Raw genomic sequence first — 24,333 nt, forward strand, 5'->3', positions numbered from 1 at the left:
GGGCTACAAAAAGCTCCTGCCGCAGCCAGTGGCCCAACCGCCCGCTCGGCTCGGTTGACGCACTAGCGCAGGCTGACTGCCTCGAAGCGGCGGGACGGGTTCACCAGTTCGTCCTGGGCGGCGACGAGCTGGAGCTCGCGCCGACCGGACCGACGGGTGGCGTCGAGGACGCCGAAGACGACCGAGGCCGTCCAGGCCACGGCGTCGGCGGGGTCGTCGGTCTGCAGGAGCCGGGCGAGGAAGACGGCGGCGGTAAGGTCCCCGGCGCCCTGGAAGATCCCGTCGAGCCGCGGCGTCGTGACGCGCCACGCGCCCGCGCCGGTGACGACCACCAGGTCGAGGGTGCCGGGCTGGGTGTCCTCGACGTCGGCGCTGGTCACCAGCACCGTCTCCGGCCCGAGCGCCCGGGCCGCCTGGGCGGCCTCGACCACCTCGGCGAGCGTCCGGACGGTGCGCCCGGTCAGGAACTCCAGCTCGAACTGGTTCGGCGTGACGACCTGCGCCTGCGGCACGACCGCGTCGCGCATCAGCTCGGGGATGCCGGGGGCCACGAAGAAGCCGCGGCCGACGTCGCCGAGGACGGGGTCGCAGCAGTAGAGGGCACCGGGGTTGCGCTCCTTGACCAGCGCCACGGCCTCGAGCACAGCCCGACCCGTGTCCGCCGCACCCTGGTAGCCCGACAGGACCGCGTCGCACTCGCCCAGCACCCCGAGGTCGTCGATGCCCTGCACCACCGCGCGCACGTCGTCGGCCCCGAGCACCGGGCCGCGCCAGGAGGCGTACCCGGTGTTGTTCGAGAAGTGCACGGTGAGGACCGGCCACACCTCGACGCCCATCCGCATCAGCGGGAAGGTCGCCGCGCTGTTGCCGACGTGGCCGTACGCGACCGAGGACTGGATGGACAGGACTGTGCTGTTCCGGGGGGGCTCGGGGGGGTCGTCCCCCCCGGAACCGACTGTGCGGTTCCGGGGGGGCTCGGGGGGCTCGGGGGGGTCGTCCCCCCCGGAACCAGGCGTGCTGTTCCGCACGGCCGGCCTCAGAGCGTGCCGGCGGACCCGCCGACGGGGATCGGCTCCATGGTCACCACGCGGACCGGCTCGGCCAGGAGGTCGCCGGTGGCCGCCTGCAGCGGCTTGACGGCGGTGCCGGAGGCGTGCGCCTCGAGGTCGGCGGCGGACTCCCACTTCTCGATCATGGTGACGGTGCCGTCGTCGGCGTCGTGGATCGCGTAGAGCAGGCAGCCCTGCTCCTCGTGGACGGCGGGGATGGTCGAGCGCAGCGCCTCGACGAGCTCGTCGTGGCGACCCGGGGCGGGGCGGAAGACGGCGGTGACGACGACGGGCACGGAGAACCTCCAGCGGTTCGGTCGGGGCGGGTGCGGCAGGCGCCGCGCGGACGCGGGACAGTCTCTCCTGCCCCGTCCCGCCCGTGCCGCGGGTCCGCCCGCACGACCTGCGCGACTCCACCGCGTGTCTTGCGCGGCGCCCGTATGGTGGCTGCTATGTCCGGCGGGGTCGACGAACAGGCGCCCCCGCGCACCCGTGCCCCGCACGACCTGGCCGGGGCCCACCTCTCCCACGAGCCGCACCCCGACCGCTGGGCCTGGCGCCGGCGGATCCGGGCCAACCCGCACCAGCACCGCGTCTACCGCTGGGTCGTCGGGGTCGTCGGCCTCCTGCTGATCCTGCTCGGGCTGGCGACCGGATGGCTGCCCGGACCGGGCGGCATCCCGCTCGTGCTCGCCGGGCTGGCCGTCTGGGCCAGCGAGTTCCTGTGGGCGCACCGCCTGATGCTGCGCCTCAAGCACGCGCTGCACGTCTACCGAGCCTGGACGCGACGGCGCAAGGTCGTGTTCTGGCTCGGCTTCGTCCTCGTGTGCGCGCTGCTGGGGTGGGCGTTCCTCGTCGTCGTCGGCCCGCCGGCCTGGATCCCCGTCCAGGTCGACCGCGTCCTCGCCGTCCTTCCCGGGGTGGACGTCCCCGCCTGACCAGGCTGCCAGGATGACGGCGTGCGAGCCACCGAGTACGCCTTCTTCGACGCACCGTTCCTCGCGTTCGCGCACCGCGGCGGGGCCGCGTACGCACCGAACCTCGGGCGCGAGAACACCCTCCACGCCTTCTCCGAGGCCGTCGCACTGGGCTACCGCTACCTCGAGACCGACGTCCACGCCACCGCCGACGGCGGGCTGATGGCCTTCCACGACCCCCTGCTCGACCGCGTGACGACCGGGGTCGGTGCGTTGGCGGACCGGACCACCGCCGAGCTCGCCGAGGTCCGCATCGGCGGGCACGACCCGATCCCGACCTTCGCCGAGCTGCTCGAGGCCTTCCCGACGGCACGGTTCAACGTCGACGCCAAGTCCGACGCGGCGGTCGACCTGCTGGTCGAAGCCATCGCTGCGCACGACGCCTCCGAACGGGTGTGCGTGAGCTCCTTCTCCCCCGCCCGGCTGCACCGGCTCCGCCGACGCCTGGGACCCGACGTGCCGACGGCGGTGAGCTCGCGCGGGGTGCTGGTGCACCGTTTCGCGCCCTGGCTGACGCGGGTGCTCGACTCGCCCGCCCCCGCCCTGCAGGTCCCGACCGCCACCCGGGTCGGTCGGCGCACCGTCCGCATCACCACCGCGGGCCTGGTCCGCGCGGCGCACCGCCGCGGCAAGCAGGTGCACGTGTGGACGGTGGACGACCGCCCCACGATCGAGAGGCTGGTCGACCTCGGGGTCGACGGCATCTTCACCGACCGCCCCGACACCCTGCGGACCGTCCTGATCGAGCGGGGGCTGTGGTCGTGAGCGCCGCGACGACCGCCCCCAGCACCATCCCGGTCGCCCGGTGGCGGGTCGCCGCCTGGGCGTTCTGGGACTGGGGCAGCTCCGCCTGGAACGCGGTGATCGTCTCCTTCGTCTTCGGCCCGTACGTCGTGCGCGGCGTCGTCGGCGACGCCCGGCCGGGCGGGCTGAGCGCGAACACCTGGGTGGGCATCAGCGGGACGGTCGCCGGCCTGCTGATCCTGCTGGTCGCGCCCGTCACGGGGCAGCGCTCGGACTCCGGCGGGCACCGGCGCCGCAACCTCCTGGTCTGGAGCGCCCTCGTCCTCGCAGTCATGGTCGCGATGTTCGGGGTGCGGGACGAACCGTCGTACCTCTGGCTGGCGCTCGTCCTGCTCGGCGCGGGCGGCATCTTCAACGAGCTCGCCGGGGTGTCCTACAACGCGATGCTCCCGCAGGTCTCGACCCCGGCCACGATCGGGCGCGTCTCCGGCTTCGGCTGGTCGATGGGCTACTTCGGCGGGATCTTCCTGCTGCTGATCTGCTACTACGGCTTCATCGAGCCCGACGTCGGGTGGTTCGGCGTGGGCAACGCCGGCGGGCTGGACATCCGGACGGTCGCCGTCTTCTCCGCGGTGTGGTTCGCGGTGTTCGGCGCCGCGGTCTTCGTCGCGGTGCCCGAGGTGCCGCCCGGCCCCGCCCAGCGTCGTGTGGGCATCGTCGACTCCTACCGGCTGCTGGTGCGCGACATCGTGGCGCTGTGGCACCGCGACCGCAACGCCGTACGGTTCCTGATCGCCTCGGCGCTCTACCGCGACGGGCTGGCCGCCGTCTTCAGCTTCGGCGCGATCCTCGCGGTCAGCGTCTACGGGATGGCCCAGTCGACCGTGCTGATCTTCGGCGTGGCCGCGAACGTGGTGGCCGCGCTGGGCGCCCTGGCCCTGGGCCGCGTCGAGGACCGCGTCGGGCCCCGGCGCATCATCATGATCTCGCTCGTCGGGCTGATCGCCTCGTGCCTCGTGCTGCTCTTCGTCCGCGGCACGCCGCTGTTCTGGGTCTTCGGCCTCGCGCTGTGCCTGTGGGTGGGACCGGCCCAGGCGAGCTCGCGCTCCTTCCTCGCGCGGCTGGCGCCGAAGGGGCGCGAGGGCGAGATGTTCGGCCTCTACACGACCACCGGACGGGCGGCCTCGTTCCTCGCCCCGGGGCTCTTCGCCCTCTTCTCCGCGTTGTTCTCCGACCGGGTGGGTATCGTGGGGATCGCGTTGGTGCTGGCGGCGGGGGCCCTGGCCATGACGCGCGTCACGCCGCCACGGGCGGCGGAACATAACGCCGCCGTCGTCAGTTAGATCCCGTGAGGCCCGCCAGCGCGGGCTCACGTTCTCCAGGGGAGGTTCACCATGGCCGATCGTTCGTTGCGCGGCACCGGTCTCGGGGCGAAGAGCTTCGAGGACGAGGCCGGGGTCGAGTTCGCCGCCCGCCAGGAGGTCGGTTACGACTGCCCTCGCCAGCACCACTTCACGATGGTCTTCTCGGCCGAGGCCGACATCCCGGCGCTCTGGGAGTGCCCCCGCTGCGGCGGGGAGTCGCTCCGCTCCGACGGCGAGCGCCCGGAGGCCAAGGAGGAGAAGCCGGTCCGCACCCACTGGGACATGCTGCGCGAGCGTCGCTCCATCGCCGAGCTCGAGGAGCTGCTGGCCGAGCGCCTGACGCTCCTCCGCGCGGGCGAGCTGGGTTCGACCGCCTTCACCCGGTCGGCGCGGCCGTCCAAGAAGACCGCCTGACCCACGCCCGACGGGCTCGCCGAGCCCACCCAGAGCCGCTCCGGAACCATCCGGGGCGGCTCTCGTCGTTCCCGGCCCGGTCGCCCGAACGACTCCTCCTGGTCCGTACGCCACCGTCCAGACGGCGCTCCGGACGAGCGGTGACCAGGACGTACGGGGACGAGCACGTACGGGGTGCGCGTGCGGTGCGCGCGCCGACCGTCAGGCCTGGGGCCGACCGCCGTCGACCTCGCGGGGGCTGACGACCGTCTCGGACGTGTCGTCCGGGACGACCTCGCCCTCCACCACGGAGGGGTCCCCCTGGGCACCGGGACGCCTCGGCCCGCCGAACAGCCCCGGCGCGATGCCCGACCGGCTCAGCCGGCGGGCGACGAAGAAGCCGACGACCTTGCGGGCGAAGGGCCGGGTGAACGGCACGAGGAAGAAGAGCCCGATCACGTCGCTCAGGAAGCCGGGGAGCATCAGCAGCACGCCACCGACCAGGACCAGTCCGGCCTCGGTCAGCTCGCCGGTGGGCATCCGGCCCCCGCGGAAGGCGGCGTCCAGCGCCCGCCAGGCCCGTGAACCCTCACGGCGGAGCAGCCAGCCGCCGAGGACCGCCTCGAGGACGAGGAGCGCGATCGTCGGGAGCAGGCCGATGCGCTGGCCGACCTGGATGAGGAGGTAGACCTCGACGATCGGCACGGCCACCAGCAGGACCACCAGGACCGCGAGCGGCAGACCGCCCCGCAGCCTCACCGCGGGCTCCAGCGGGCGCGGGTCACGTCAGCTCGGTCTGTCGACGGCGTACGAGGCCGCGCACCTGCTCGGCGCGGTGCTTGGCGCCCCAGGCCGTCGTGCGCAGGAGCGCCTCGACGACGATCCGCTGGCTCATCTTGGAGTCGCCGTACTGACGCTCGACGAAGGTGATCGGCACCTCGACGACCCGGAAGCCCGCCTTGACAGCGCGCCAGACCAGGTCGACCTGGAAGCAGTAGCCGGCCGAGGCCACGGCGTCGAGGCCGATGCCGAGCAGGGTCGCGCGGTCGAAGACCCGGTAGCCGCCGGTCGCGTCACGCTGCGGCACGCCCAGCGCGATGCGCGTCCAGAGGTTGCCGCCGCGCGAGAGCACCTCGCGCGAGCGCGGCCAGTTGACGACGCGGCCGCCGCGCACCCAGCGCGACCCGAGCACGAGGTCGGCCGTCCGCGCGTTCTTGGGGCCGAGCGCGGCCAGGAGCTTCGGCAGCTGCTCGGGCTGGTGGGAGCCGTCGGCGTCCATCTCGACCAGCACGTCGTAGCCGCGCTCGAGGCCCCACTGGAAGCCGGCGAGGTACGCGGCGCCGAGGCCCTCCTTGCCGAGGCGGTGCAGGACGTGCACGTTCGCGTCGCGCGAGGCGAGGGCGTCGGCCATGAGGCCGGTGCCGTCCGGGGAGTTGTCGTCGGCGACCAGCACCTCGGCGGCGGGCACCGCCTGGCGCAGCCGGCCGACGATGGAGTCGATGTTCTCCGACTCGTTGTAGGTCGGGATGATCACCAGCACGCGCCCGTAGTCGGGCCCGGTGCTCGCGGCGCTGGTGGTGTCGGTCGGCTCGCTCAACGGATCGGCTCTTTCGTCGGGGACGTGGCGGGGGTGGAGAGGGCGGCGTCAGGCCCGGGACGGTGCCCATTCTGGTGCAGATCGCGCCGTCGGCGTACGACCGCCACGGCCACGGCCACCAGCGCGAGCAGGGCGAGCCCCCGTGCGGGCCACGGGCCGGCGAGCACGGCCGGGGTCAGGGCGGTGCGCAGCGGCATCGCCTCGACGAAGCCGGCCGAGGTGAACTCGTTCGTGCGCTGGACGACGCGACCGTCCCGGTCGATGAAGCCGGAGACGCTGTTGGTCGTCGCCACGGCCACCTCGCGGCGCGCCTCCATGGCCCGGACGCGGGTGATGGCGAACTGCTGCTCGATCTGCCCGGTGCCGCCGTACGTCGCGTTGTTGCTCTGCACGAGGAGCACCTGGGCGCCGTTGGTCAGGGCCTCGTGGACGGTGTCGTCGTAGGCGAGCTCGAAGCAGATGACGTCGCCGACGGTGATCGTGCGGCCGTCGAGGGGCACCCGCAGCACGCCCGGCTCCGTGCCGGGGACCGACTGGGCGCCGACCTCGCGCAGGATCGGCACGAGGGGCAGCAGCTGGGCACGGAAGGGGATCCACTCGCCGAAGGGCACGAGGTTGCGCTTGTGGTAGGTCGCGAGCACGCCCCGCAGCGGGTCCCACCACAGCGCGGTCGTCTGCCGCTCGTCCTCGCCCGGGCCCTGGGTGACGGCGCCGACGAGGATCGGCACGCCGGCCACGGCGGTCGCACCGGCGACGGTCTGGCGGGTTACGGGGTCGAGCAGCGGGTCGATGTCGGTGGAGTTCTCGGGCCAGAGCAGGAAGTCCGGCTCGGGCACCTGGCCGAGGCGCGCCCGGGCCATCAGCTCGACGCTCTCGGAGAGGTGGTTGTTGGTGACGGTGCGGGCGCGGCCGAGCGCCTCAATGCCGCGCCCGGGCACGTTGCCCTGCACCACGCCGACCTCGACCGAGCCCTCCCGCCCGGCCAGCGGCTCGACCTGGAAGGAGCGCAGCCCCACCCCCGCCACCCCGAGGGCGGCGATCACCAGCGCAGCGGGCACGACGCGGGGGAAGACCGGGGGACGCCGCTCCTGCACGAGGAGCACGAGCCAGGCGACGGTCTGGCCGACCAGCGCCACGAGGAAGCTGACGCCGGCGACGCCGACCAGGGGGAACCAGCCGTTCAGCGAGGTGTCGACGGCCGCGTACGCGAGCCGGGTCCAGCCGAAGCCGCCGAAGGGGAAGGAGGAGTACGCGAGCTCGGCGGCCACCCAGCAGGCCGCGGCCGCCACCGGCCACCAGCGCAGCCGCGTGACCAGCGAGAGGGCGACGCCGAGGAGCCCGTAGTAGAGCGCCATGAACAGCACGAGGACGGCCGCGACCCACCAGCCGAGGACGTGCACCCAGGAGATCGTGACGCCGAGCATGCCGAGCCCGAAGAGGTAGCCGCGCCCGAAGGCCCGCCGCAACGGGATCCCGCGGGCCAGCAGGGTGAGCGCCGGGACGCCGACCAGCAGCAGCGGCCACAGCGCGTACGGCTGCCAGGCGAGCCCGAGCAGGACCCCGGCCAGCACCGCCACCAGAGACCCGAGCACCCGCCGCACACCGCGAGGGTACCGGCGGGGACCGAGCCCGCCGCTCAGACGGACGCCAGCACCGCGCCGCCGTCGAAGACCACGCGCCCCTCTACCAGCGTCGCGGCGCAGACCGGGAGCCCCGGGTCGGCGTCACCGCCGGCGTCCCCGGCGAGCAGCGGCAGGCCGGTCGCGGGGTCGAGCCGTGACGGTTCGGTGTCCCAGACCGCGAGGTGCGCGGGCGCGCCGACGGCGAGGGTGCCCGACGCGTCGTCGCCGGCCGCGGCGTGGCCGCCGACGGTGGCGCAGCGGAAGGCCTCGGCGACGCGCATCCGCTCGGCGGGCCGGCGGTGGCGGACGGCGTCGCGGACCATGGCCCAGCCCGCCACGGCGGTGACCGGGGCGTCGGTGCCGAAGGCGACCGGCACGCGGGCGTGCAGCATCGAGGCGAAGGGGTTCATGGTCGAGGACCGGGCGCCGACCCGCTCCTCGTAGAGCTCGCCCGGCCCGCCCCAGGCCGCGTCGAACGCCGGCTGGACGCTCGCGGTGACGCCGAGCCGGGCCAGCAGGGGCAGGTCGGCGGCCGCGACCATCTCGACGTGCTCGAGGCGGTGGCGGGCCGCGCGCACGCGCTCCTCCCCCAGCTCCTGGGCGACCCGACGCAGCCCCTCGACCGCCGCGGACACGCCGGCGTCGCCGATGCAGTGGAAGCCGCCGCTCACCCCGCGCAGCGTGCAGGCCCGCAGGTGCGCGGTCAGCTCGTCCGCGTCGAGGTACTGCGCGCCCCGGCCGGGCCCGTCGGCGTAGTCCTCGACCAGCGCGGCCGTCCGCGAGCCGATCGCGCCGTCGACGCAGAGGTCACCGGCCAGGCCGCGGGCCCCGACCGACTCCATCCGGGCGAAGGCCGCGTCGCTCGCCAGCTCGCCCCAGTAGGTGACGACGCGCAGCCCGAGGTCGTGCCCCTCGTCCCGGACGCGCTCGAGGTCGGCGACCGGTCCGAGGTGCGGCCCGCCGAGCTCGTGCACCTCGCCGACGCCGAGCGCGGCGGCCTCGGCCAGCACGGTCCGCGCGGCGCTGCGACGCTCCGCGTCGGTGGTCAGGATGTCGAGACGCCCGCGGCAGACGTGGTGGGCGTCCTGCGTGAGCGGCCCGTCCTCGCTCCAGCCGGTCAGGCCCTCGATGCCGGGCAGCGCGGCGAGCAGGGCGCTGGAGACGACGGCGGAGTGCACGTCGACGCGCGCCAGGTAGAGCGGACGGCCCCGCCCGGCCTCGTCGAGCTCGGCACGGCTCGGCGGGCGCGGGTCCGGCCACGACCGCTCGTCCCAGCCCTGGCCCAGCACGACGCCGCGGCCCGGCGTCCGCTCCACGTACGCCCGGACCCGGTGCAGGAGCTCCTCGACCGAGGAGACCCCGTGCAGGTCGACCCCGGCGCTCGCCAGGCCGCCCTGCACGGCGTGCAGGTGGGCGTCGACGAAGGCCGGCGTCACGAGGCGCCCGTCCAGGTCGACCACCGGTCCCCCGGGCTCCGCGGCCCGCACCTCCTCGGAGCTCCCGACGGCCAGCACCCGCCCGTCACGGACGGCGATCGCCTCCACCGGTGCCCGCCCCGGCACGACCACGGTCCCCCCGTGCAGAATCACGCGGCCAAGAGTGCCAGGCGTACGCGCGGTGAACGGCACGGAACGCTTCTTGAGCCTGTCGAAGGATCAGGAACGGGTCGGTGCTCGTCCTCCTGGGAGACGCCAACCACGTCGTGGCCCTTCGACAAGCTCAGGGAGCGTTGGCCCGACCCCCGCCGAGCGGCGCGCCGGCGCCTGGACGACCGGACGCTGACGCCGACGCGAAGCTGCGGCAGCGGAGCAGACGACCCGGCGTCAGCGGGAGGGAGGAAGGCGCCGGACCAGAGCGCCGGTCGCGTCCGAGCGGAGCGAGGACAGAATTACAGCGGCGCGCGGTCCTCGTACGGCGTCGACAGCACGGTGGTGGTGTGCGTGGAGACCCCGGCGTCGGCGCGGATGCGGGCGAGGAGGGTCTCGAGGTCGCCCATCGTGGCGACCTGCACCTTGAGCAGGTAGCTCGGCTCCCCGGCGACGGAGTAGCAGGACACGACCTCGCTGAGGTGCGCGAGGCGCTGGGGCGCGTCGTCGGCTGCGCTCGGGTCGAAGGGCTTGATGGCGACGAAGGCGGTCACCTGCAGGCCGAGCTCGGCGGGCTCGAGGACCGCGCGGTAGCCCTTGATGACGCCGCGCTGCTCGAGGCGCCGGACCCGCTGCTGGGCGGCCGAGGTCGAGAGGCCCGTCTCCTTGCCGATGTCGGTGTAGGACATGCGGCCGTCCCTGGCCAGCAACGCGAGGATGCGTTGGTCCAGATGCTCCATGGCCGCATCGTGCCAGGATCACACCCGTGCGGACACGAAAAGTATTGCTCCTGGACACGGCGTCGCTCTACTTCCGCGCGTTCTACGGGGTGCCCGACTCGCTGCGCTCCCCCGACGGCCTCCCGGTCAACGCCGTCCGCGGTCTGCTGGACTTCGTCGCCCGCCTGGTCGACACCTACGAACCCACTCACGTCGTGTGCTGCTGGGACAACGACTGGCGTCCGGCGTGGCGCGTCGCGCTGCTCCCCTCCTACAAGGCGCACCGCGTCGCGGGGTCGCCGGAGGCACCCGCCGGGGCGACCAGCGTGATCAGCGAGATGGCCTCCTCGAGCGACACCAAGGGCGAGTCCGCGCCCGACGACCTCGCCGTCCAGGTCCCGTGGATCCGCGAGACGCTGCGGGCCCTGGGCATCGCCGTCGTCGGCCACGACGGCTACGAGGCCGACGACGTCATCGGGACCCTCGCCACCACGCTGCCCATGCCGGTCGACGTGGTCACCGGCGACCGGGACCTCTTCCAGGTCGTCGACGACGCCCGGGAGGTCCGGGTCCTCTACATCGCGCGCGGGGTCGGGCGCCACGAGCAGGTCGACGACGCCTGGGTGCGCGAGCGCTACGCGGTGCCCGCGAGCGCGTACGTGGACTTCGCGACGATGCGCGGCGACGCCTCCGACGGGCTGCCGGGCGTGCCGGGCATCGGCGACAAGACCGCGGCCAGCCTCATCGCCTCGTACGGCGACCTCGCGGGCATCCTCGCCGCCGCGAGCGCCCCGGACACCAGGATCAGCGCGGCGGTGCGGGCCAGGCTGCACGCCGCGATCGACTACCTCGCCGTCGCGCCGGAGGTCGTCGCGGTCGCCCGCGATCTCGACCTCGGCGTGTCGGAGGACGACCTGCTGCTCCCGCAGGAGCCGGCGGACCCCGAGCTGTTCGCCGCGCTCACCGAACGTCTCGGGCTCGGCACGAGCGCCACGCGCGTGCTGGCGGCGATGGCACGACCCTGACGGCACCCGTGCTGCGCCGTCCGGGCCGTCCGCGCCGATAGGGTCGCGCGGTGGACAGGTTGCGCAACGTCGCTGTCGTGCTCGCCGGGGGGACCGGGACCCGGGTGGGCCTGAACATCCCCAAGCAGCTCATCAAGATCGCCGGCAAGCCGATCATCGAGCACACCATCGCGGCGATGCAGGCCTCGCCGCTGGTCGACGAGATCCTCGTGCTGATGACGCCGGGCTACCTCGACGACGTGCGGGCGATCGTCCGCGGCGGCGGCTACGACAAGGTCACCCAGATCCTCGAGGGCGCGGGCACGCGCAACGACACGACGGCCACCGCGCTGGCCGCGCTCGGCGACGAGGAGTGCAACGTGCTCCTCCACGACGCGGTCCGGCCGCTGGTGTCGCAGACGATCATCGCCGCCAACGTCGAGGCCCTGCAGACCCACGAGGCCGTCGACACCGCGATCCCCTCGGCCGACACGGTCATCTCGGTCGACGCCGAGCACGGCAACATCGCCGACGTCCTGCCGCGCCACCTGCTGCGCCGCGGGCAGACGCCCCAGAGCTTCCGGCTCTCGACCATCCGCAGGGCGTACGCCAACGCGGCCCTGGACCCCAACTTCAGCGCGACCGACGACTGCACGGTGGTGCTGCGCTACCTCCCCGAGGTCCCGGTGGCCGTCGTCGCCGGTCACGAGCGCAACATGAAGGTCACCGAGCCGATCGACGTCTACATCGCCGACAAGCTCTTCCAGCTCACCTCGGCCGACACGCCCGCCCCGCTGACCGAGGAGGAGTACCGCGCCAAGCTCGAGGGCCGCACCATGGTCGTCTTCGGCGGCTCGTACGGCATCGGCGGCGACATCGCGGCGCTCGCGGCGTCGTACGGGGCGACCGTGCGCAGCTTCTCCCGCTCGACGACCGGTACGCACGTCGAGCGCCGCTCCGAGGTGGCCGACGCGGCGAAGGCGGTGCTGGCCGAGACCGGCCGGATCGACTTCGTCGTCAACACCGCCGGGGTCCTGCCGCGCGGCGAGCTGACCGAGCTCACCGAGGAGACGATCTACGCCTCGACCGACGTCAACTACCTCGCGCCCGTCTTCGTCGCCCAGGAGTTCTTCCCGCACCTGGCCGCGTCAGGTGGTTCGCTGCTGCTCTTCACCTCCTCGTCCTACACGCGCGGGCGCTCGGGCTACTCCCTCTACTCCTCCGCCAAGGCGGCCGTGGTCAACCTGACCCAGGCGCTCGCCGACGAGTGGGCGGGCGACCGGGTGCGGGTCAACTGCATCAACCCCGAGCGCACCGGCACGCCGATGCGGACCAAGGCGTTCGGCGAGGAGCCGGCCGGCACGCTGCTGTCGAGCGAGGAGGTCGCGCGCCAGTCGCTGGACGTCCTCCTGTCCGAGCAGACCGGGCACGTCATCGACATCCGCCGCGAGGACGGTCCGGCGGCGATCGCCAACGGCTAGACGGGGCCTGGGCGTGGGACGAGGACTCGGCCCCGGCGCGGAGCCGCTGCGGGCGCAGGTGTGGACCTACCGGCACCGCCGGGCCGTCCGCGTCGTCGGCCTGCTGGCGCTGGCCGCGGTCGTCGTCGACCTGGTGCTGGCCGTGCGCGCGAGCGACCCGGTGCTGCCGCCGGTGCTGAGCGTCGTGGTCTGGACGACCCAGGTCGTCCTCTGGGGCTGGGTCTTCCCGGCGGGCCTGCGCCGCGACCCCGTACCCGGACCCGACGCAGGAACGCCGAGGCCCTGAGGAGGGTTCCGCACCTACCGGTGCAGGAGGGAATACCCGCGGGCGCGCACAGGTTCGAGCCGTACGTGCTGATCACGGGGTACCGACGGCGGGTCATCGACCTGTGCCGTCTCGAGGTCGCCGCGCCCGCCTGAGCAGGCGCGCACCCCGACCCACCGGGCCCTCCGGAGCCCGCACCGAACGCTGCGCCGGGTCTCCGCACGTCCACGCCGCACGCCCCCTCCGCACGACCCCCACCCACTCCTCACCGAGGTCCTCCATGTCTTCCTCCGCCCCCACGACCGAGGCCGCGCCCGCGCGGCGCGGTCTCCGCCTGCCCTTCTGGGCCCAGGTCCTGCTCGGCCTCGCCCTCGGCCTGGTCCTCGGCTTCGTCGCCCGGCAGGGCGACGTCGGCTGGCTGGCCACCACGCTCAAGACGGTCGGCAGCACCTTCGTGCAGCTGCTCCAGGTCGTCGTCGTGCCGCTCGTGCTGACCGCGATCATCGTCAGCATCGCCAACCTGCGCCAGGTGACCAACGCCGCCCGGCTCGCCGTGCAGACGCTCGTGTGGTTCGCCATCACCGCGCTGATCGCCGTCGTCATCGGCATCACGATCGGTCTCGTCACGAACCCGGGCTCGAGCGCGACCATCACCACCGCCGGCGCCGAGGCTCCGTCGCGCACCGGCTCGTGGCTCGACTTCCTGACCTCGATCGTCCCGGCCAACGTGCTCGGCCTCGAGTCCAGCAGCAGCGGCCTGTCGTTCAACGTGCTGCAGCTTGTGGTGCTCGGCATCGTCATCGGCGCGGCCGCCCTCGCCGTCGGCGAGCCGGCCGAGCCCTTCCTCGGCGTCGTCCGCGGTGCGCTGGCCGTCTTCCAGAAGATCACCTGGTGGGTCATCCGCCTGGCCCCGATCGGCACCGCCGGGCTCATCGGCCGCGCGGTCGCCCAGTACGGCTGGGACCTCGTCGCCCCGCTCGCGGTCTTCACCGTCGACGTCTACGTCGGCTGCGCGATCGTGCTGTTCGTCGTCTACCCGCTGCTGGCCCGGGCCCACGGCCTCAGCCCCCGGCGCTTCTTCGCCGGCGCCTGGCCCGCGATCCAGTTCGCCTTCGTCTCGCGCAGCTCGGTCGGCACCCTGCCGCTCACGCAGCGCGTGGTGACCAAGAACCTCGGCGTCTCCGAGGACTACGCGTCCTTCGCCGTCCCGATCGGGGCGACGACCAAGATGGACGGCTGCGCGGCCATCTACCCCGCGCTCGCCGCAATCACCGTCGCCCAGCTCTTCGGCGTGCAGCTCGGGATCACCGACTACCTGCTGATCGCCTTCGTCTCGGTCGTCGGCTCGGCGGCCACGGCGGGCATCACCGGCGCGGTTGTCATGCTGACGCTCACCCTGTCGACGCTGGGCCTCCCGCTCGAGGGCGTGGGCCTGCTGCTGGCCATCGACCCGATCCTCGACATGATGCGCACCGCGACGAACGTCGCCGGCCAGGCGCTGGTGCCGACGATCGTCGCCAAGCGCAACGGCCTGATCGACCTCGACGTCTACAACGGCGCCAAGGTCTCCTCGATCGACGAGGAGCGTACGCAGCCCGTGCCCGCTCGCGTCTGACCCGATCGGCGGCGCACCGGTCCACCACGAGGCACCCCTCCAGTCGGGAGGGGTGCCTCGTCGCGTCAGGGGACGTCCTCCCCGTCGGAGATGCCGTCGTCGTCCACGACCGCGGCGGACAGACCGGCCGACACCTTCGGGAAGGACTCCGTGGGCTCGACCGAGCCGGCCCACGAGCCCGACCCCGTCGCGGCGTGCAGCGACTCGAGCTTGATCACGTGCAGCACCGCGTTGATCAGCGCCAGGTGGGTGAACGCCTGCGGGAAGTTGCCCAGGTGCTGGCCCGAGTGCGCGTCGATCTCCTCGGCGTAGAGCGCGAGGGGCCCGGCGAAGGACAGCAGCCGGGCGCAGAGCTTGCGGGCGCGGTCGTACTCGCCGATCTCGCACAGCGCCGAGACCAGCCAGAACGAGCAGATGGTGAAGCTGCCCTCCTCGCCGGAGAAGCCGTCGTCGGTCTCGTCGACCTTGTAGCGCATCACCAGGCCGTTGACCGTCAGCTCGTCGGCGATCGCCAGCACGGTCGCGCGGATGATCGGGTCCTCCGGCGGCAGGAAGCGCACCAGCGGCGCCAGCAGCAGCGAGGCGTCGAGGGCCTTGGTCCCGTAGTGCTGGGTGAGCACGCCGCGCTCGTCGACGCCGTTCGCGAGGATGTCCTCACGGATCTCCTGCGCGGCGAGCTCCCACTCGTCGGCCTTGCCGTCCTCGCCGGTCATCCGGGCGATCTTGGCGCCGCGGTCGACGGCCACCCAGCACATGATCTTGGACGAGGTGAAGTGCTGGAGCTCGCCGCGCACCTCCCAGATGCCCGCGTCGGGCTCGCGCCAGTGCTTGAGCGCCTCGGCGACCTGGGCGTCGAGGATGCCCCAGATCCGGTTGTCGAGGTGGTCGGCCGCCTTGAAGTGCAGGTAGACCGAGTCGAGCAGCGCGCCCCACACGTCGTGCTGGCGCTGCGCGTACGCGGCGTTGCCGACCCGCACCGGCCGCGAGCCCGCGTAGCCGCCCAGCCAGTCGAGCTCGCGCTCGGTCAGCTGCTTCTCCCCGCCGATGCCGTACATGATCTGGATGTCCTGCTCGTCGGCGACGAGGTCGGCGATGAAGGAGAAGAAGTCCACGGCCTCCCAGTCGAAGCCGAGGGAGTAGAGCCCCCACAGCGCGAAGGTGGCGTCGCGGATCCAGGTGTAGCGGTAGTCGTAGTTGCGGTTGCCGCCGGGCGTCTCGGGCAGCGAGGTCGACCCGGCCGCGGCGATCGCCCCCGTCGGGGCGTAGGTGAGGCCCTTGAGGGTGAGCGCGGAGCGCTGCAGGTAGCCGCGCCACGGGTGGTCGGGGAAGCGGCCTCGGGCGAGCCAGTGCTGCCAGTGGTGGGCGGTCCAGACCTGCTTGGCGTACGCCTCCTCGTACGTCGTCGGCGGCACCGCCCCGCCCCACGAGAGGCAGACGAAGCGGGTGTCGCCCTGCTTGAGGAGCGTGCGGGCGCTGGCCTGGCCGCCCTCGAGGCCGATCTTGAGGTCGCTGGTCAGCGTGACCGGGGGCGCGCCGTCGGCCGACGCGGTGGCCGCGTAGTAGCCCTCCCCGTCGTACTCCCAGTGCGCGTGCTGGCGGCCGTAGTCGAAGACCGGCTCGCAGTCCATGACCGTCTGCACCTCGCCGGACACGCAGCGGATGGTGCGCACGAGCATGTGCTCGGCCTCGTAGTCGTTCGGCGTGCGCCGGTACGTCCTGGACCGGTCGTCCTCGTGGTGCCAGGGGCCGATCACCAGTGCGTCGCGCACGATGATCCAGCCCGTCGGGGTACCCCAGCTGGTCTCGATGATCATCGTGCCCGGGAGGTAGCGCATCTCGGCCGGGACGAGCACGTCCTCCGGCGCCACCCGGAAGGCGCCGGCCCCGCGGCCGAGGATCCGGCCGAACACGCTCGCGGAGTCGAAGCGCGGCACGCACATCCACTCGACCGCGCCGTTGGGCGACAGCAGGGCCGACACCTCGCCGTCGCTCAGGAAGCCGTAGTCGCCGATCGGGGTGGAACGCACGACACCACCGGGGCTGCTGAGCTGCTGGTGCTCGGCCCGGGCGTGCGGGGCGCTCCCGCTGCTGTTCGCCATGGGGGAAGCATCCCGGGTCCAGGACCGGGCGCGCGAGGCACCCCTGGCGCAGGCGCTCAGCGCGGCGCCGGCACCTCGATCACGACCGGGCCGCGGCGGACCTCGTCGGTGGAGGTCCAGCTCACGATCACGCGCTGGCCTCGGTCGTAGCGGCTGAACCAGACGCTCATCGACGCCCCGGGCGCGAGCGTCGGCAGGACGTCGGAGGCAACGGTCTCCACCTGCCCGGGCACCGGGCGCGGAGGCCAGCTCTCGATCCCCTCGGTGAAGGGCAGCAGGTGCACCAGGGACGCGGTCCCCCGCCCGACGTTCACCAGGGACCAGGTGTGGTCCTCCTGGTGGTCGAGCCGGAAGGCCGCCCCTCCGTCGGCGTCACCGGTTCCGCGCCGGTGGCGGTCCTGGGCGACCGCCAGCCGTCCCCCTGCGAAGCCCAGACCGCTCGCCAGCACTGCGACGAGCAGGAGAAGCCCCCACTCCACACGCCCCCCTGTTCGCTCTCGACCGGGCGGATCTGCTGCCCTGCAAGAGAAGTAGTGCGAGGAAGACTAGGAGCGTCGCCGGGCGAGGTACAGAGCGTCCACGAGGTCTCGGTGAACCTTCAACCGTTTATCAGCCCTCTGTCCTCCAAGACGCCGAACGCCCGCCCGGCAGTGCGAGGCGGGCGTTCGGTGCGCAGCGGGGAGCTCAGCCGTTGAGGCGCTGGCTGATGCTGATCACGCGGCCGACCAGGTGGTCGAGCGCGGTGTTGGTGACGTCGCCGACGGGGATGTCGTTGCCGCCGCCGGTGACGTGGCTGACGCCGTAGGGGTTGCCGTCGACGAACTTGCTGCCGTCGGTGTAGCCCGGGGTCACGAGGATGCCGCCGAAGTGGATGATCGTGTTGTAGAGCGCGAGGAGGGTCGTCTCCTGGCCGCCGTGCAGGGTCTGGCTCGAGGTGAAGCCGGCGTAGACCTTGTCCGCGAGCTGGCCCTGGGCCCACTGCGCGCCGAGGCTGTCGATGAAGACCTTCAGGCGGCCGGCGATGTTGCCGTAGCGGGTCGGCGAGCCGAAGAGCACGACGTCGGCCCAGACGATGTCCTCGGGGGTCGGGCGCTGCGGGTCGCCCTCGGCGGCCTCGTCGCCGTCGCGACCGACGGAGCGCAGGCGGACCTCGGCGCCCTGCGCCTCGGCGGTCTGGGCGAGACGGGCGGCCATCGTGGCGACCGTGCCGGTCTGGGAGTAGTAGATGATCGTGAGCTTGGTGGGCGCCATGGTGGCCTCTCCTCGGGAGTAGTTGACTGCTCAACCATATCGGATCCGGCGCTATTCCTCAGCGACTCCGACAGGTCGGCGGAGGGCGGGCCCGCCTAGGCTGCCGCCACACCGCCGACCCGTGCACAGAGGAGGGACGTCATGTCGTCACGCAAGGACCAGCAGCCCGTACGCGCCCTCGCGCGGGTGCTGCTCGGGGGCGTGCTCGCCTTCGCCGGCACGACCCACCTCACGGTGGCGCGCGAGGAGTTCCGGGCGCAGGTCCCCGAGACGGTGACGCGAGTGCTGCCGCTCACCACCGACCAGGTCGTGCTCGCCTCCGGCGTCGCGGAGATCAGCCTGGGCGCCGCCCTCGCGCTCGCCCCGGCGCGGCACCGCGAGCTGGTGGGGAACGCGGCCGCGGCGTTCTTCACCGCGATCTTCCCCGGCAACATCGCCCAGCTCGTCCACCACCGAGACGGCTTTGGCCTCGACACCGACAGCAAGCGCGCCCTCCGCCTCCTGGGCCAGCCCGTCCTCGTCGCGTGGGCGCTCTGGTCCACCCGCACCGGCCGCGCCTGACGTACCCGAGAACGCTGCGCGGGGTAGGGGTGGACGCATGAGCCCACCCCGGCGGCGTCCCGAGCTGCCCCGACCGGGTCATGCACGAGGCGTACGACGCCGAGCTCTCGAGCGCCGGCTACTGGCCGGGCGGGCGCGAGGAGGGCGCCTTCTACTCCTACGCCTACCCCGAGCCGCCCGGCTACCGAACTTCCACCCTGACGACGCCGGGGGCCGAGTTCGACACCGGGCTGGGCGAGCTCGTCCTCCCGTACGCGACCGTGCGGACGGCGGCGGACCCGGAAGCCACGCTGCTCGGCTTCCTCCGCGAGACCGCGGCCCTGGCCGCCGACCTCGCCGGCTGGCCGCCCACGGCCTGAGCCCGCCCGGCCGGACCCCGCCTACTGCCCCGGGTCGCCCGCGGGCAGCGGGACCGGGTCGGCCGAGGGCGTGCCGAGCTGCGGCGTGCCGTCGGCGGCGAACGTGACGGGCTGGGCGTAGACCTCGCGGTCGGACCCGCAGCTGCCCTCAGGGTTGGTGACCGCGTGGTAGAGGTTCCAGGTCTGCGAGCCGTCGGCCGAGGTGAAGAAGCTGTTGTGGCCCGTCCCGTAGAGCCCGCTCCCCTCCTGCGGCGCGAAGACCGGCGTCGGCGACTTCGTCCAGGAGGCCGCGTCGAGCAGGTCGGCGCCGGTGTCGGCGCTCAGCATGCCGAGGGCGTACTGGGGGGTCCAGCAGCCGGAGCCCGAGTAGGTCACGAACACCCTGCCGTCGCGCACGAGCGCCGCGGGACCCTCGTTGACGAGCACGCCGACGTCGCCGGCGTGGGTCTCCCAGTCGAGCTCGGGCCGCGACAGCCGCAGCACCGGACCCGTCACCGAGGTCGGCGAGTCGAGCCGTGCGAGGTAGAGGTCCTGCTCGCCGTTAGTTGCGCCGGGCCAGCCCGACCAGATGACGTACGAGGTGTCGCCGACCGCGAAGACGGTCGCGTCGATCGCCCAGCGGTCCCCGGGCAGCCGGAGCCGGCCCTCGAACGTGTACGGCCCGGTGACCGAGTCGGCGGAGAGCACGTACGTGCGGTGGTTCTCGTTGTCGCCGTCGTCGGCGGCCACGTAGACGTACCAGCGGCCGTCGATCTCGTGCAGCTCCGGCGCCCACCACTCGCAGCACGGCGACCCGCCGTCGCCGCCGCTGATGACCGTCTGCTCCGGCGCCGTCGAGAGCGTGGCCAGCGAGGTCGCGCTCCGCATCACGACGCCGTTGCCGTCGCTCGCGGACATGATCTGGTGGTACTGCCCTTCGGTGTGGACGAGGAACGGGTCGGCCCCCTGGCCGAGCACCGGGTTGTCGAGCATCGCGCCTCCCGCGGTCGTGGTGGTGGACGGAGCCGGGCCGGACCGGTCGGCGGCGTCGCCGGTGCCCCCGGTGCCGCTCGTGCAGGCCGCCAGGAGCACCAGGACGGCCAGCAGGCCCGGCACCCGTGCGCCGGCCCGGCTGCGTCGCGTCACCCCTTGAGCCCGCTGCGCGCGACGCCCTCGACGATGTTGCGCTGGGCGAGGATGAACAGCACGATCGCCGGCACGCTGGCGATCGCCGCACCGGCCATGACCACCGGGTAGTTGATCGTGAAGGCGCCCTGGAGGATCGACAGGCCCGCCGGCAGGGTCAGGGTGCCCGGGCTGAAGAGCACGAACACCGGCCAGAGGAAGTCGTTGTAGTTGGTGAGGAACGACAGCACCAGCAGCGTCGAGATCCCCGGCTTGGACAGCGGCAGCACGACCCGGAAGAAGGTCTGCCACCGGTTCGCGCCGTCGATCTCGGCGGCCTCCTCCAGCTCCATCGGCAGGCTCGAGAAGAACTGCCGCAGGAAGAACACCCCGAACGCGCCGCCGGCACTGGGCAGGATGACCGCCCAGAGCGTGTCGAGCCAGCCGAGGGAGTTGACGATCAGGTAGTTCGGGATGAGGAAGACGAACCCCGGGACGAAGAGCGTCGCGATGATCAGGCCGAAGACGACCCTCTTGCCCGGGAAGTCGAGCCGGGCCAGCGCGTACGCGGCCAGCGCCGCGGTGGCCGTGACGATCACCGAGTTCGCCACCCCGGCCAGCAGGCTGTTGAGGAACCAGCGGATCACCGGGGTCTGGCTGCTGGTGTCGAGCAGCGGGCGGTAGCCGTCGGCCGTCGCCGGCCGCGGGAACAGCTGGGGCGGGATCGAGGTCGCCCCGTCGGGCGTCTTGAACGAGGTCAGGAACATCCACAGCAGCGGGCCGACGAAGACGGCGGTCAGCAGCACCAGCACCACCACGAAGGCGACCCGGCTGAGCGGGGAGCTGCGCTGTCCGCGGCCCGGACGGTTGGGCTCGAGGCCGTCTGCGGAGGTCGAGGTGGAGGCGGTGGACAGCGGTGCGGCGGCGCGGGCTGCGGTGCTCACGATTCGTCCTGTCGTTCCCGGAACACGCGGAAGACGACCAGGCTGATGATCAGCAGGAAGATCGCCAGGATGTAGCTCATGGCGGCAGCGGCACCCATCCGGAAGCTGCTGAGCCCCTCGGTCGCGATGTAGCCGATGATCGTCCGGGTCGAGGTGCCCGGCGCGCCCTTGGTCAGCAGCAGCTGCTGGCCGAACATGTTCGCCGAGGCGAGGATCGTCGTGGTGACCACGAAGACCAGGACGGGCCGCAGCCCGGGCAGGGTCACGTTCCAGAACTGCTGGCCCCGGCTCGCGCCGTCCATCTCGGCCGCCTCGTACAGCTCGCGGGGGATGTCGGTGAGCCCGGCGAGGTAGATCGTCGCGTTGAACCCGAGGGTCCACCACACCGTCATCCCGACCAGACTCACCCACACCCACGGCAGGTCCGTGGTCCAGGGGACGTTGCGCCCGAGGAAGTAGTTCACGACCCCGACGTTCGGGTCGAGGATGTAGCGGAACAGCAGCCCGATCACCGCGACGCCGAGCACGTACGGCAGGAAGAACACGGCGCGGAAGAAGGTCCGCCCCGGGAACTTGCGGTTGAGCAGGACGGCGATGCCGAGCGGCAGGACGACCAGGCAGGGCACGCTCAGCCCGGTGAAGATGCCGGTCGCGCCCATGCTCTGCCAGAAGTCGCCGAAGTCGCGCGAGCCCGGCGTGAAGAGCGAGACGTAGTTGTCGAGCCCGACCCACGGCTTGAACGGCAGCACGAAGTCGTAGTCGTGCAGGCTGATCCAGATCCCGTAGACCGCCGGCGCGATGATGAACGCGCCGAACAGCACGAGGTAGGGCGCCAGGAAGAGGTACGCGGTCAGCGGCCGGGACCGCCTCCCCGTCCTCGGCGCGGACGCACGACGCGGCCGGCGGGCGGCGGCGACCGGCGCCGCCACCCCTCCGACCTGCGTCTCAGCGGTGACCGCCACGGCTCAGGCGCCGTACTTCTTGAGGTTGTCCTGCAGGATCGAGGTCGCCTTCTTGGCGCCGTCGCTCAGCGCCTGCTGCGGCGAGGCCTTGCCCAGGACGGCGTTGTTGACCGCGGTGTAGAGCTCGGTCAGCGCGTCGCCGATGCCCGCGGTCGCCGGCGGGAAGTGCACGTACTGCGCCTCGGGGGCGAGCGAGTACTCCTCCTTGAGCGCCTTGAACTCGGGGCTCTCCGCCACGCTGAGCTTGGCGGGGATCTTGCCGCTGGTCGCCCACTCGGCCGACTTCTGGCTGACCCAGTTGATGAAGTAGCGCGTCGCGTCGACCTTGTTCTGGTCGGGCCTGGTCTGGCGCAGCTGCACGAACTGGTGGCTGTTGCCCCACACGCCCTGCTGGGAGCCGATCTGCGGGACCGGCCCGACGCCCCAGCTGATCTTGTCCTGGGCCTTGAGGTCGTTGATCTGCCAGATGCCGTTCCAGTTGAAGGCGTTCTTGCTGTTCTTGAACGCGATGTAGTCGGCGTCCTGCCCGACGTTCTTGGGGCTGTAGCCCTGGTCGACCATGCTCGTCAGCCAGGTCAGCGCCTCGACGGCCTCGGGCGAGTCGAACGTCGCCTTGGTGACGCCGGCGTCGAAGGCGTCGCCGCCGAACTGCCACAGCAGCGACATGTACGTGAACGCGCCGGTGAACTGGAAGGGCGAGACCCAGAAGCCCTGCGTGCCCTTGCCCTTGAGCTCGGCCAGGACCGACTCGTAGTCGGACCGCGTCATCGGGGGCTTCTCGGCGTCGAGGCCGGCCTTGTCGAGGACGTCCTTGTTCCAGTAGAGCGCCAGCGGGTGGATGTCGAGGGGGATGCCGAAGCGCTGCCCCTTGTACGTCCCGCCCTGCCAGACGGCGCTGGAGAAGTCGGACTCCTGCAGGTTCAGCGCGGCGGCGACCTGGTCGATCGGGGTGATGATGTTGCGCGCGGCGTTGGTCGGGATGTCGTCGATGTGCATGCACGCGACGTCGGGGCCCTTGCCGGTGCTCACCGCGGCCGGGAGCTTCGTGAAGAAGTCCGCCCACTGGTAGATGTTCATCTCGACCTTGACGTTGGTCGCCTGCGCGTTGAACTCGCTGACGATCTTCTTGATCACGTCGCCGTCGCCGCCGGTGAAGCCGTTCCAGAACGCGATCGTCACCGCAGGGCCGCCGTAGCTGGCGCCGCCGGAGCCCGTGTCGGGCGCGCCCGGCGTGCCCGGCGCGCTGTTGCCCCCGCCGCAGGCGGCCAGGGCGAGCCCGGCACCCCCGAGCACGAGGAAGCGGCGGCGGCTGAAGCCGGCGGCGACCGCGGCGAGGCCGGGGCTGGTGGTGGTGGTCGTCGTCATCGAGAACCTGCTTTCTGGGGCGGCTGGCCGACTCGTCGGCGCCGAACGCGGATTTACAGCGCTGGAAACGGTAGCGCAGACCGTACGCCGTGAGAAGACCGCGACCCGGGGAGGACGCGCGCGCCCGCTGCTAGCGTTGCCGCGTGACGACCTCGCGCCCGGCGGCCCGGCTCGAGGACGTGGCCCGGCTCGCCGGGGTCTCGCCCAAGACGGTCTCGAACGTGGTCAACGACTACGTGCACGTGCGCCCGGCGACCCGCGACCGCGTCAAGCAGGCGATCGACATGCTTGGCTACCGGCCGAACCTCGTGGCCCGCCACCTCAAGAGCGGCCGGTCCGGCGTGATCGCCCTCGCGCTGCCCGAGCTCGACTCCCCCTACTTCGCCGAGCTGGCCCACCACGTCGTGCAGGCCGCGGCCGAGCGCGGCTGGACCGTGCTCGTCGACGAGACGGGCCAGACGCAGGACCAGGCGCTCCGGGCCCGCGAGCGCAGCGCGGTGGGCGGTATCCGCGAGCACCTCATCGACGGCGTCATCCTCAACCCGCTGGCCCTCGACGAGGCCGACGTCGCCCGCTACGGCTCGGTGCCCCTGGTGCTGCTCGGCGAGCGCCTCGGCTCCCACTCCGCCGACCACGTCGCCATCGACAACTCCGCCGCCGCCGCGGAGGCGACGCGGCACCTGCTGCAGACCGGCCGGCGCCGGATCGCGGTGGTCGGCTCGCAGCCTCCGCCGTTCGGCCACACGGCGCGCCTTCGGCTGCGCGGCTACCGCGACGCCCTGGCCGAGGCGGGCCTGCGCTTCGACCCGGACCTGGTCGTGCCCGCGAGCGACTGGCGCCTGCCTGCCGGTCGGGCCGCCGTCGCTCCCCTGATGGCGCTCCCCGAACCCCCTGACGCGGTCTTCGCCCTCAACGACCTGCTCGCCCTCGGCGTGCTCCGCGGCCTGGCCGACGCCGGCGTGCGCGTGCCGCAGGACGTGGCCGTCGTGGGCTTCGACGACGTGGAGCAGTCGCGCTACTCGGTGCCCGCGCTCACCACCGTCGCCCCCGACAAGGAGGCGATCGCCCGCGGCGCCGTCGACCGCCTCGCCGCCCGCCTCGACGCCGGCGACGCCTGGACCGCCGAGGAGATCACCATCGGCACCCGCCTGGTCGTCCGCGAGTCCAGCGGCGCCTGAGCGCCCACCACCTCACCGGTGGCCCCTGCGGCGGGGCTCGTTTACAGCGCTGCAATCAGCGGTGTACGTTGCGCAGACCGAGGCCGCGCGACCC

General features: G+C 72.9%; 24 protein-coding genes and 1 pseudogene. 11 read left to right on the top strand and 14 right to left on the bottom strand.

What is annotated here, in order from left to right:
* Window positions 1-62: 62 nt before the first annotated feature.
* Together pdxY and BLU42_RS06825 are read right to left on the bottom strand one after the other, a co-directional pair.
* Entirely contained in the window at window positions 63-905 is an 843-nt protein-coding gene (gene pdxY / locus BLU42_RS06820; protein ID WP_091079651.1) for a pyridoxal kinase PdxY, read from the bottom strand.
* Window positions 906-1,036: 131 nt separating this feature from the next.
* Window positions 1,037-1,345 (bottom strand): putative quinol monooxygenase, encoded by a 309-nt coding sequence (locus BLU42_RS06825; RefSeq protein WP_091073809.1) that lies wholly within the window; start codon window positions 1,343-1,345, stop codon window positions 1,037-1,039.
* A 156-nt stretch (window positions 1,346-1,501) separates the two neighbouring features.
* Between BLU42_RS06825 and BLU42_RS06830 the strand changes: the two genes are divergently transcribed.
* Genes BLU42_RS06830 through BLU42_RS06845 form a run of 4 tightly spaced genes read left to right on the top strand, consistent with a single transcriptional unit; the run spans window position 1,502 to window position 4,548 of the window.
* Window positions 1,502-1,987, top strand: a complete 486-nt coding sequence (locus BLU42_RS06830) for a PGPGW domain-containing protein (RefSeq protein ID WP_091073810.1) — start codon at window positions 1,502-1,504, stop codon at window positions 1,985-1,987.
* Window positions 1,988-2,008: 21 nt separating this feature from the next.
* Window positions 2,009-2,791: a glycerophosphodiester phosphodiesterase family protein gene (locus BLU42_RS06835; protein ID WP_091073811.1), complete on the top strand. Its 783-nt coding sequence runs from the start codon at window positions 2,009-2,011 to the stop codon at window positions 2,789-2,791.
* A complete protein-coding gene (locus BLU42_RS06840) occupies window positions 2,788-4,113 on the top strand; it encodes an MFS transporter (protein ID WP_091079656.1) in 1,326 nt (441 codons plus the stop codon). The genes BLU42_RS06835 and BLU42_RS06840 overlap by 4 nt, the downstream gene beginning before the upstream one ends.
* A gap of 51 nt (window positions 4,114-4,164) precedes the next feature.
* Entirely contained in the window at window positions 4,165-4,548 is a 384-nt protein-coding gene (locus tag BLU42_RS06845; RefSeq protein ID WP_091073812.1) for an RNA polymerase-binding protein RbpA, read from the top strand.
* A 201-nt stretch (window positions 4,549-4,749) separates the two neighbouring features.
* Here BLU42_RS06845 and BLU42_RS06850 read toward each other — a convergent pair whose 3' ends face one another.
* The 5 genes from BLU42_RS06850 to BLU42_RS06870 form a co-directional block, all read right to left on the bottom strand.
* Window positions 4,750-5,286, bottom strand: coding sequence for an FxsA family protein (locus BLU42_RS06850; RefSeq protein WP_091073813.1), 537 nt, complete (start codon window positions 5,284-5,286; stop codon window positions 4,750-4,752).
* 22 nt (window positions 5,287-5,308) lie between these two features.
* Complete coding sequence (locus tag BLU42_RS06855; protein ID WP_091073814.1) at window positions 5,309-6,124, bottom strand: polyprenol monophosphomannose synthase; 816 nt, start codon at window positions 6,122-6,124, stop codon at window positions 5,309-5,311.
* Window positions 6,121-7,725: an apolipoprotein N-acyltransferase gene (lnt, locus tag BLU42_RS06860; RefSeq protein WP_157719863.1), complete on the bottom strand. Its 1,605-nt coding sequence runs from the start codon at window positions 7,723-7,725 to the stop codon at window positions 6,121-6,123. The genes BLU42_RS06855 and lnt overlap by 4 nt, the downstream gene beginning before the upstream one ends.
* A gap of 35 nt (window positions 7,726-7,760) precedes the next feature.
* Window positions 7,761-9,335, bottom strand: a complete 1,575-nt coding sequence (locus BLU42_RS06865; protein ID WP_157719864.1) for an amidohydrolase — start codon at window positions 9,333-9,335, stop codon at window positions 7,761-7,763.
* Between the two features lie 299 nt (window positions 9,336-9,634).
* Window positions 9,635-10,072 carry an Lrp/AsnC family transcriptional regulator gene (locus tag BLU42_RS06870; RefSeq protein WP_091073817.1) on the bottom strand — a complete coding sequence of 146 codons (438 nt, stop codon included), beginning with the start codon at window positions 10,070-10,072 and terminating at the stop codon, window positions 9,635-9,637.
* Between the two features lie 26 nt (window positions 10,073-10,098).
* Here BLU42_RS06870 and BLU42_RS06875 point away from each other — a divergent pair, with 26 nt between their 5' ends.
* The 4 genes from BLU42_RS06875 (at window position 10,099) to BLU42_RS06890 (ending at window position 14,416) form a co-directional block, all read left to right on the top strand.
* Window positions 10,099-11,076 (top strand): 5'-3' exonuclease, encoded by a 978-nt coding sequence (locus tag BLU42_RS06875; protein ID WP_231918480.1) that lies wholly within the window; start codon window positions 10,099-10,101, stop codon window positions 11,074-11,076.
* 50 nt (window positions 11,077-11,126) lie between these two features.
* Window positions 11,127-12,536, top strand: a complete 1,410-nt coding sequence (locus tag BLU42_RS06880; RefSeq protein WP_091073819.1) for a bifunctional cytidylyltransferase/SDR family oxidoreductase — start codon at window positions 11,127-11,129, stop codon at window positions 12,534-12,536.
* Window positions 12,537-12,549: 13 nt separating this feature from the next.
* Window positions 12,550-12,822: a hypothetical protein gene (locus tag BLU42_RS06885; protein WP_157719865.1), complete on the top strand. Its 273-nt coding sequence runs from the start codon at window positions 12,550-12,552 to the stop codon at window positions 12,820-12,822.
* Between the two features lie 259 nt (window positions 12,823-13,081).
* Entirely contained in the window at window positions 13,082-14,416 is a 1,335-nt protein-coding gene (locus BLU42_RS06890; RefSeq protein ID WP_091073821.1) for a dicarboxylate/amino acid:cation symporter, read from the top strand.
* Between the two features lie 65 nt (window positions 14,417-14,481).
* On the opposite strand, the gene BLU42_RS06895 is transcribed toward BLU42_RS06890, so the two are convergent.
* The 3 genes from BLU42_RS06895 to BLU42_RS06905 form a co-directional block, all read right to left on the bottom strand.
* Window positions 14,482-16,515: a glycoside hydrolase family 15 protein gene (locus BLU42_RS06895; protein WP_091073822.1), complete on the bottom strand. Its 2,034-nt coding sequence runs from the start codon at window positions 16,513-16,515 to the stop codon at window positions 14,482-14,484.
* Between the two features lie 56 nt (window positions 16,516-16,571).
* The gene (locus BLU42_RS06900; protein ID WP_157719866.1) at window positions 16,572-16,994 is read right to left on the bottom strand and encodes a hypothetical protein; all 423 of its coding nucleotides are present in this window, start codon (window positions 16,992-16,994) and stop codon (window positions 16,572-16,574) included.
* A 205-nt stretch (window positions 16,995-17,199) separates the two neighbouring features.
* Window positions 17,200-17,766 (bottom strand): flavodoxin family protein, encoded by a 567-nt coding sequence (locus BLU42_RS06905; RefSeq protein ID WP_091073824.1) that lies wholly within the window; start codon window positions 17,764-17,766, stop codon window positions 17,200-17,202.
* Window positions 17,767-17,907: 141 nt separating this feature from the next.
* Here BLU42_RS06905 and BLU42_RS06910 point away from each other — a divergent pair, with 141 nt between their 5' ends.
* A complete protein-coding gene (locus BLU42_RS06910) occupies window positions 17,908-18,327 on the top strand; it encodes a DoxX family protein (RefSeq protein ID WP_091073825.1) in 420 nt (139 codons plus the stop codon).
* A gap of 56 nt (window positions 18,328-18,383) precedes the next feature.
* Window positions 18,384-18,686: pseudogene (locus BLU42_RS06915) on the top strand (DUF5996 family protein); the annotation flags it as partial.
* 21 nt (window positions 18,687-18,707) lie between these two features.
* Here BLU42_RS06915 and BLU42_RS06920 read toward each other — a convergent pair.
* Genes BLU42_RS06920 through BLU42_RS06935 form a run of 4 tightly spaced genes read right to left on the bottom strand, consistent with a single transcriptional unit; the run spans window position 18,708 to window position 23,061 of the window.
* Window positions 18,708-19,811 (bottom strand): glycoside hydrolase family 43 protein, encoded by a 1,104-nt coding sequence (locus tag BLU42_RS06920; RefSeq protein ID WP_091073826.1) that lies wholly within the window; start codon window positions 19,809-19,811, stop codon window positions 18,708-18,710.
* Window positions 19,808-20,734, bottom strand: a complete 927-nt coding sequence (locus BLU42_RS06925; protein WP_231918481.1) for a carbohydrate ABC transporter permease — start codon at window positions 20,732-20,734, stop codon at window positions 19,808-19,810. Before BLU42_RS06925 ends, BLU42_RS06920 begins: the two co-directional genes overlap by 4 nt.
* Window positions 20,731-21,696: a carbohydrate ABC transporter permease gene (locus tag BLU42_RS06930; protein WP_091073827.1), complete on the bottom strand. Its 966-nt coding sequence runs from the start codon at window positions 21,694-21,696 to the stop codon at window positions 20,731-20,733. Before BLU42_RS06930 ends, BLU42_RS06925 begins: the two co-directional genes overlap by 4 nt.
* 3 nt (window positions 21,697-21,699) lie before the next feature.
* Entirely contained in the window at window positions 21,700-23,061 is a 1,362-nt protein-coding gene (locus tag BLU42_RS06935; RefSeq protein WP_091073828.1) for an ABC transporter substrate-binding protein, read from the bottom strand.
* Window positions 23,062-23,204: 143 nt separating this feature from the next.
* Between BLU42_RS06935 and BLU42_RS06940 the strand changes: the two genes are divergently transcribed.
* Entirely contained in the window at window positions 23,205-24,239 is a 1,035-nt protein-coding gene (locus tag BLU42_RS06940; RefSeq protein ID WP_091073829.1) for a LacI family DNA-binding transcriptional regulator, read from the top strand.
* Window positions 24,240-24,333: the final 94 nt, after the last annotated feature.

It is taken from the genome of Microlunatus sagamiharensis (genome assembly GCF_900105785.1).
Taxonomy (GTDB): Bacteria; Actinomycetota; Actinomycetes; order Propionibacteriales; family Propionibacteriaceae; genus Microlunatus; species Microlunatus sagamiharensis.

Excerpts from the sequence above, each read along its gene's own strand:
- BLU42_RS06895 (WP_091073822.1), bottom strand. The coding sequence starts at position 16,515 with ATGGCGAACAGCAGCGGGAGCGCCCCGCACGCCCGGGCCGAGCACCAG.
- BLU42_RS06935 (WP_091073828.1), bottom strand. The coding sequence starts at position 23,061 with ATGACGACGACCACCACCACCAGCCCCGGCCTCGCCGCGGTCGCCGCC.
- BLU42_RS06830 (WP_091073810.1), top strand. The coding sequence starts at position 1,502 with ATGTCCGGCGGGGTCGACGAACAGGCGCCCCCGCGCACCCGTGCCCCG.
- BLU42_RS06845 (WP_091073812.1), top strand. The coding sequence starts at position 4,165 with ATGGCCGATCGTTCGTTGCGCGGCACCGGTCTCGGGGCGAAGAGCTTC.
- BLU42_RS06905 (WP_091073824.1), bottom strand. The coding sequence starts at position 17,766 with ATGGCGCCCACCAAGCTCACGATCATCTACTACTCCCAGACCGGCACG.
- BLU42_RS06910 (WP_091073825.1), top strand. The coding sequence starts at position 17,908 with ATGTCGTCACGCAAGGACCAGCAGCCCGTACGCGCCCTCGCGCGGGTG.
- BLU42_RS06870 (WP_091073817.1), bottom strand. The coding sequence starts at position 10,072 with ATGGAGCATCTGGACCAACGCATCCTCGCGTTGCTGGCCAGGGACGGC.
- BLU42_RS06890 (WP_091073821.1), top strand. The coding sequence starts at position 13,082 with ATGTCTTCCTCCGCCCCCACGACCGAGGCCGCGCCCGCGCGGCGCGGT.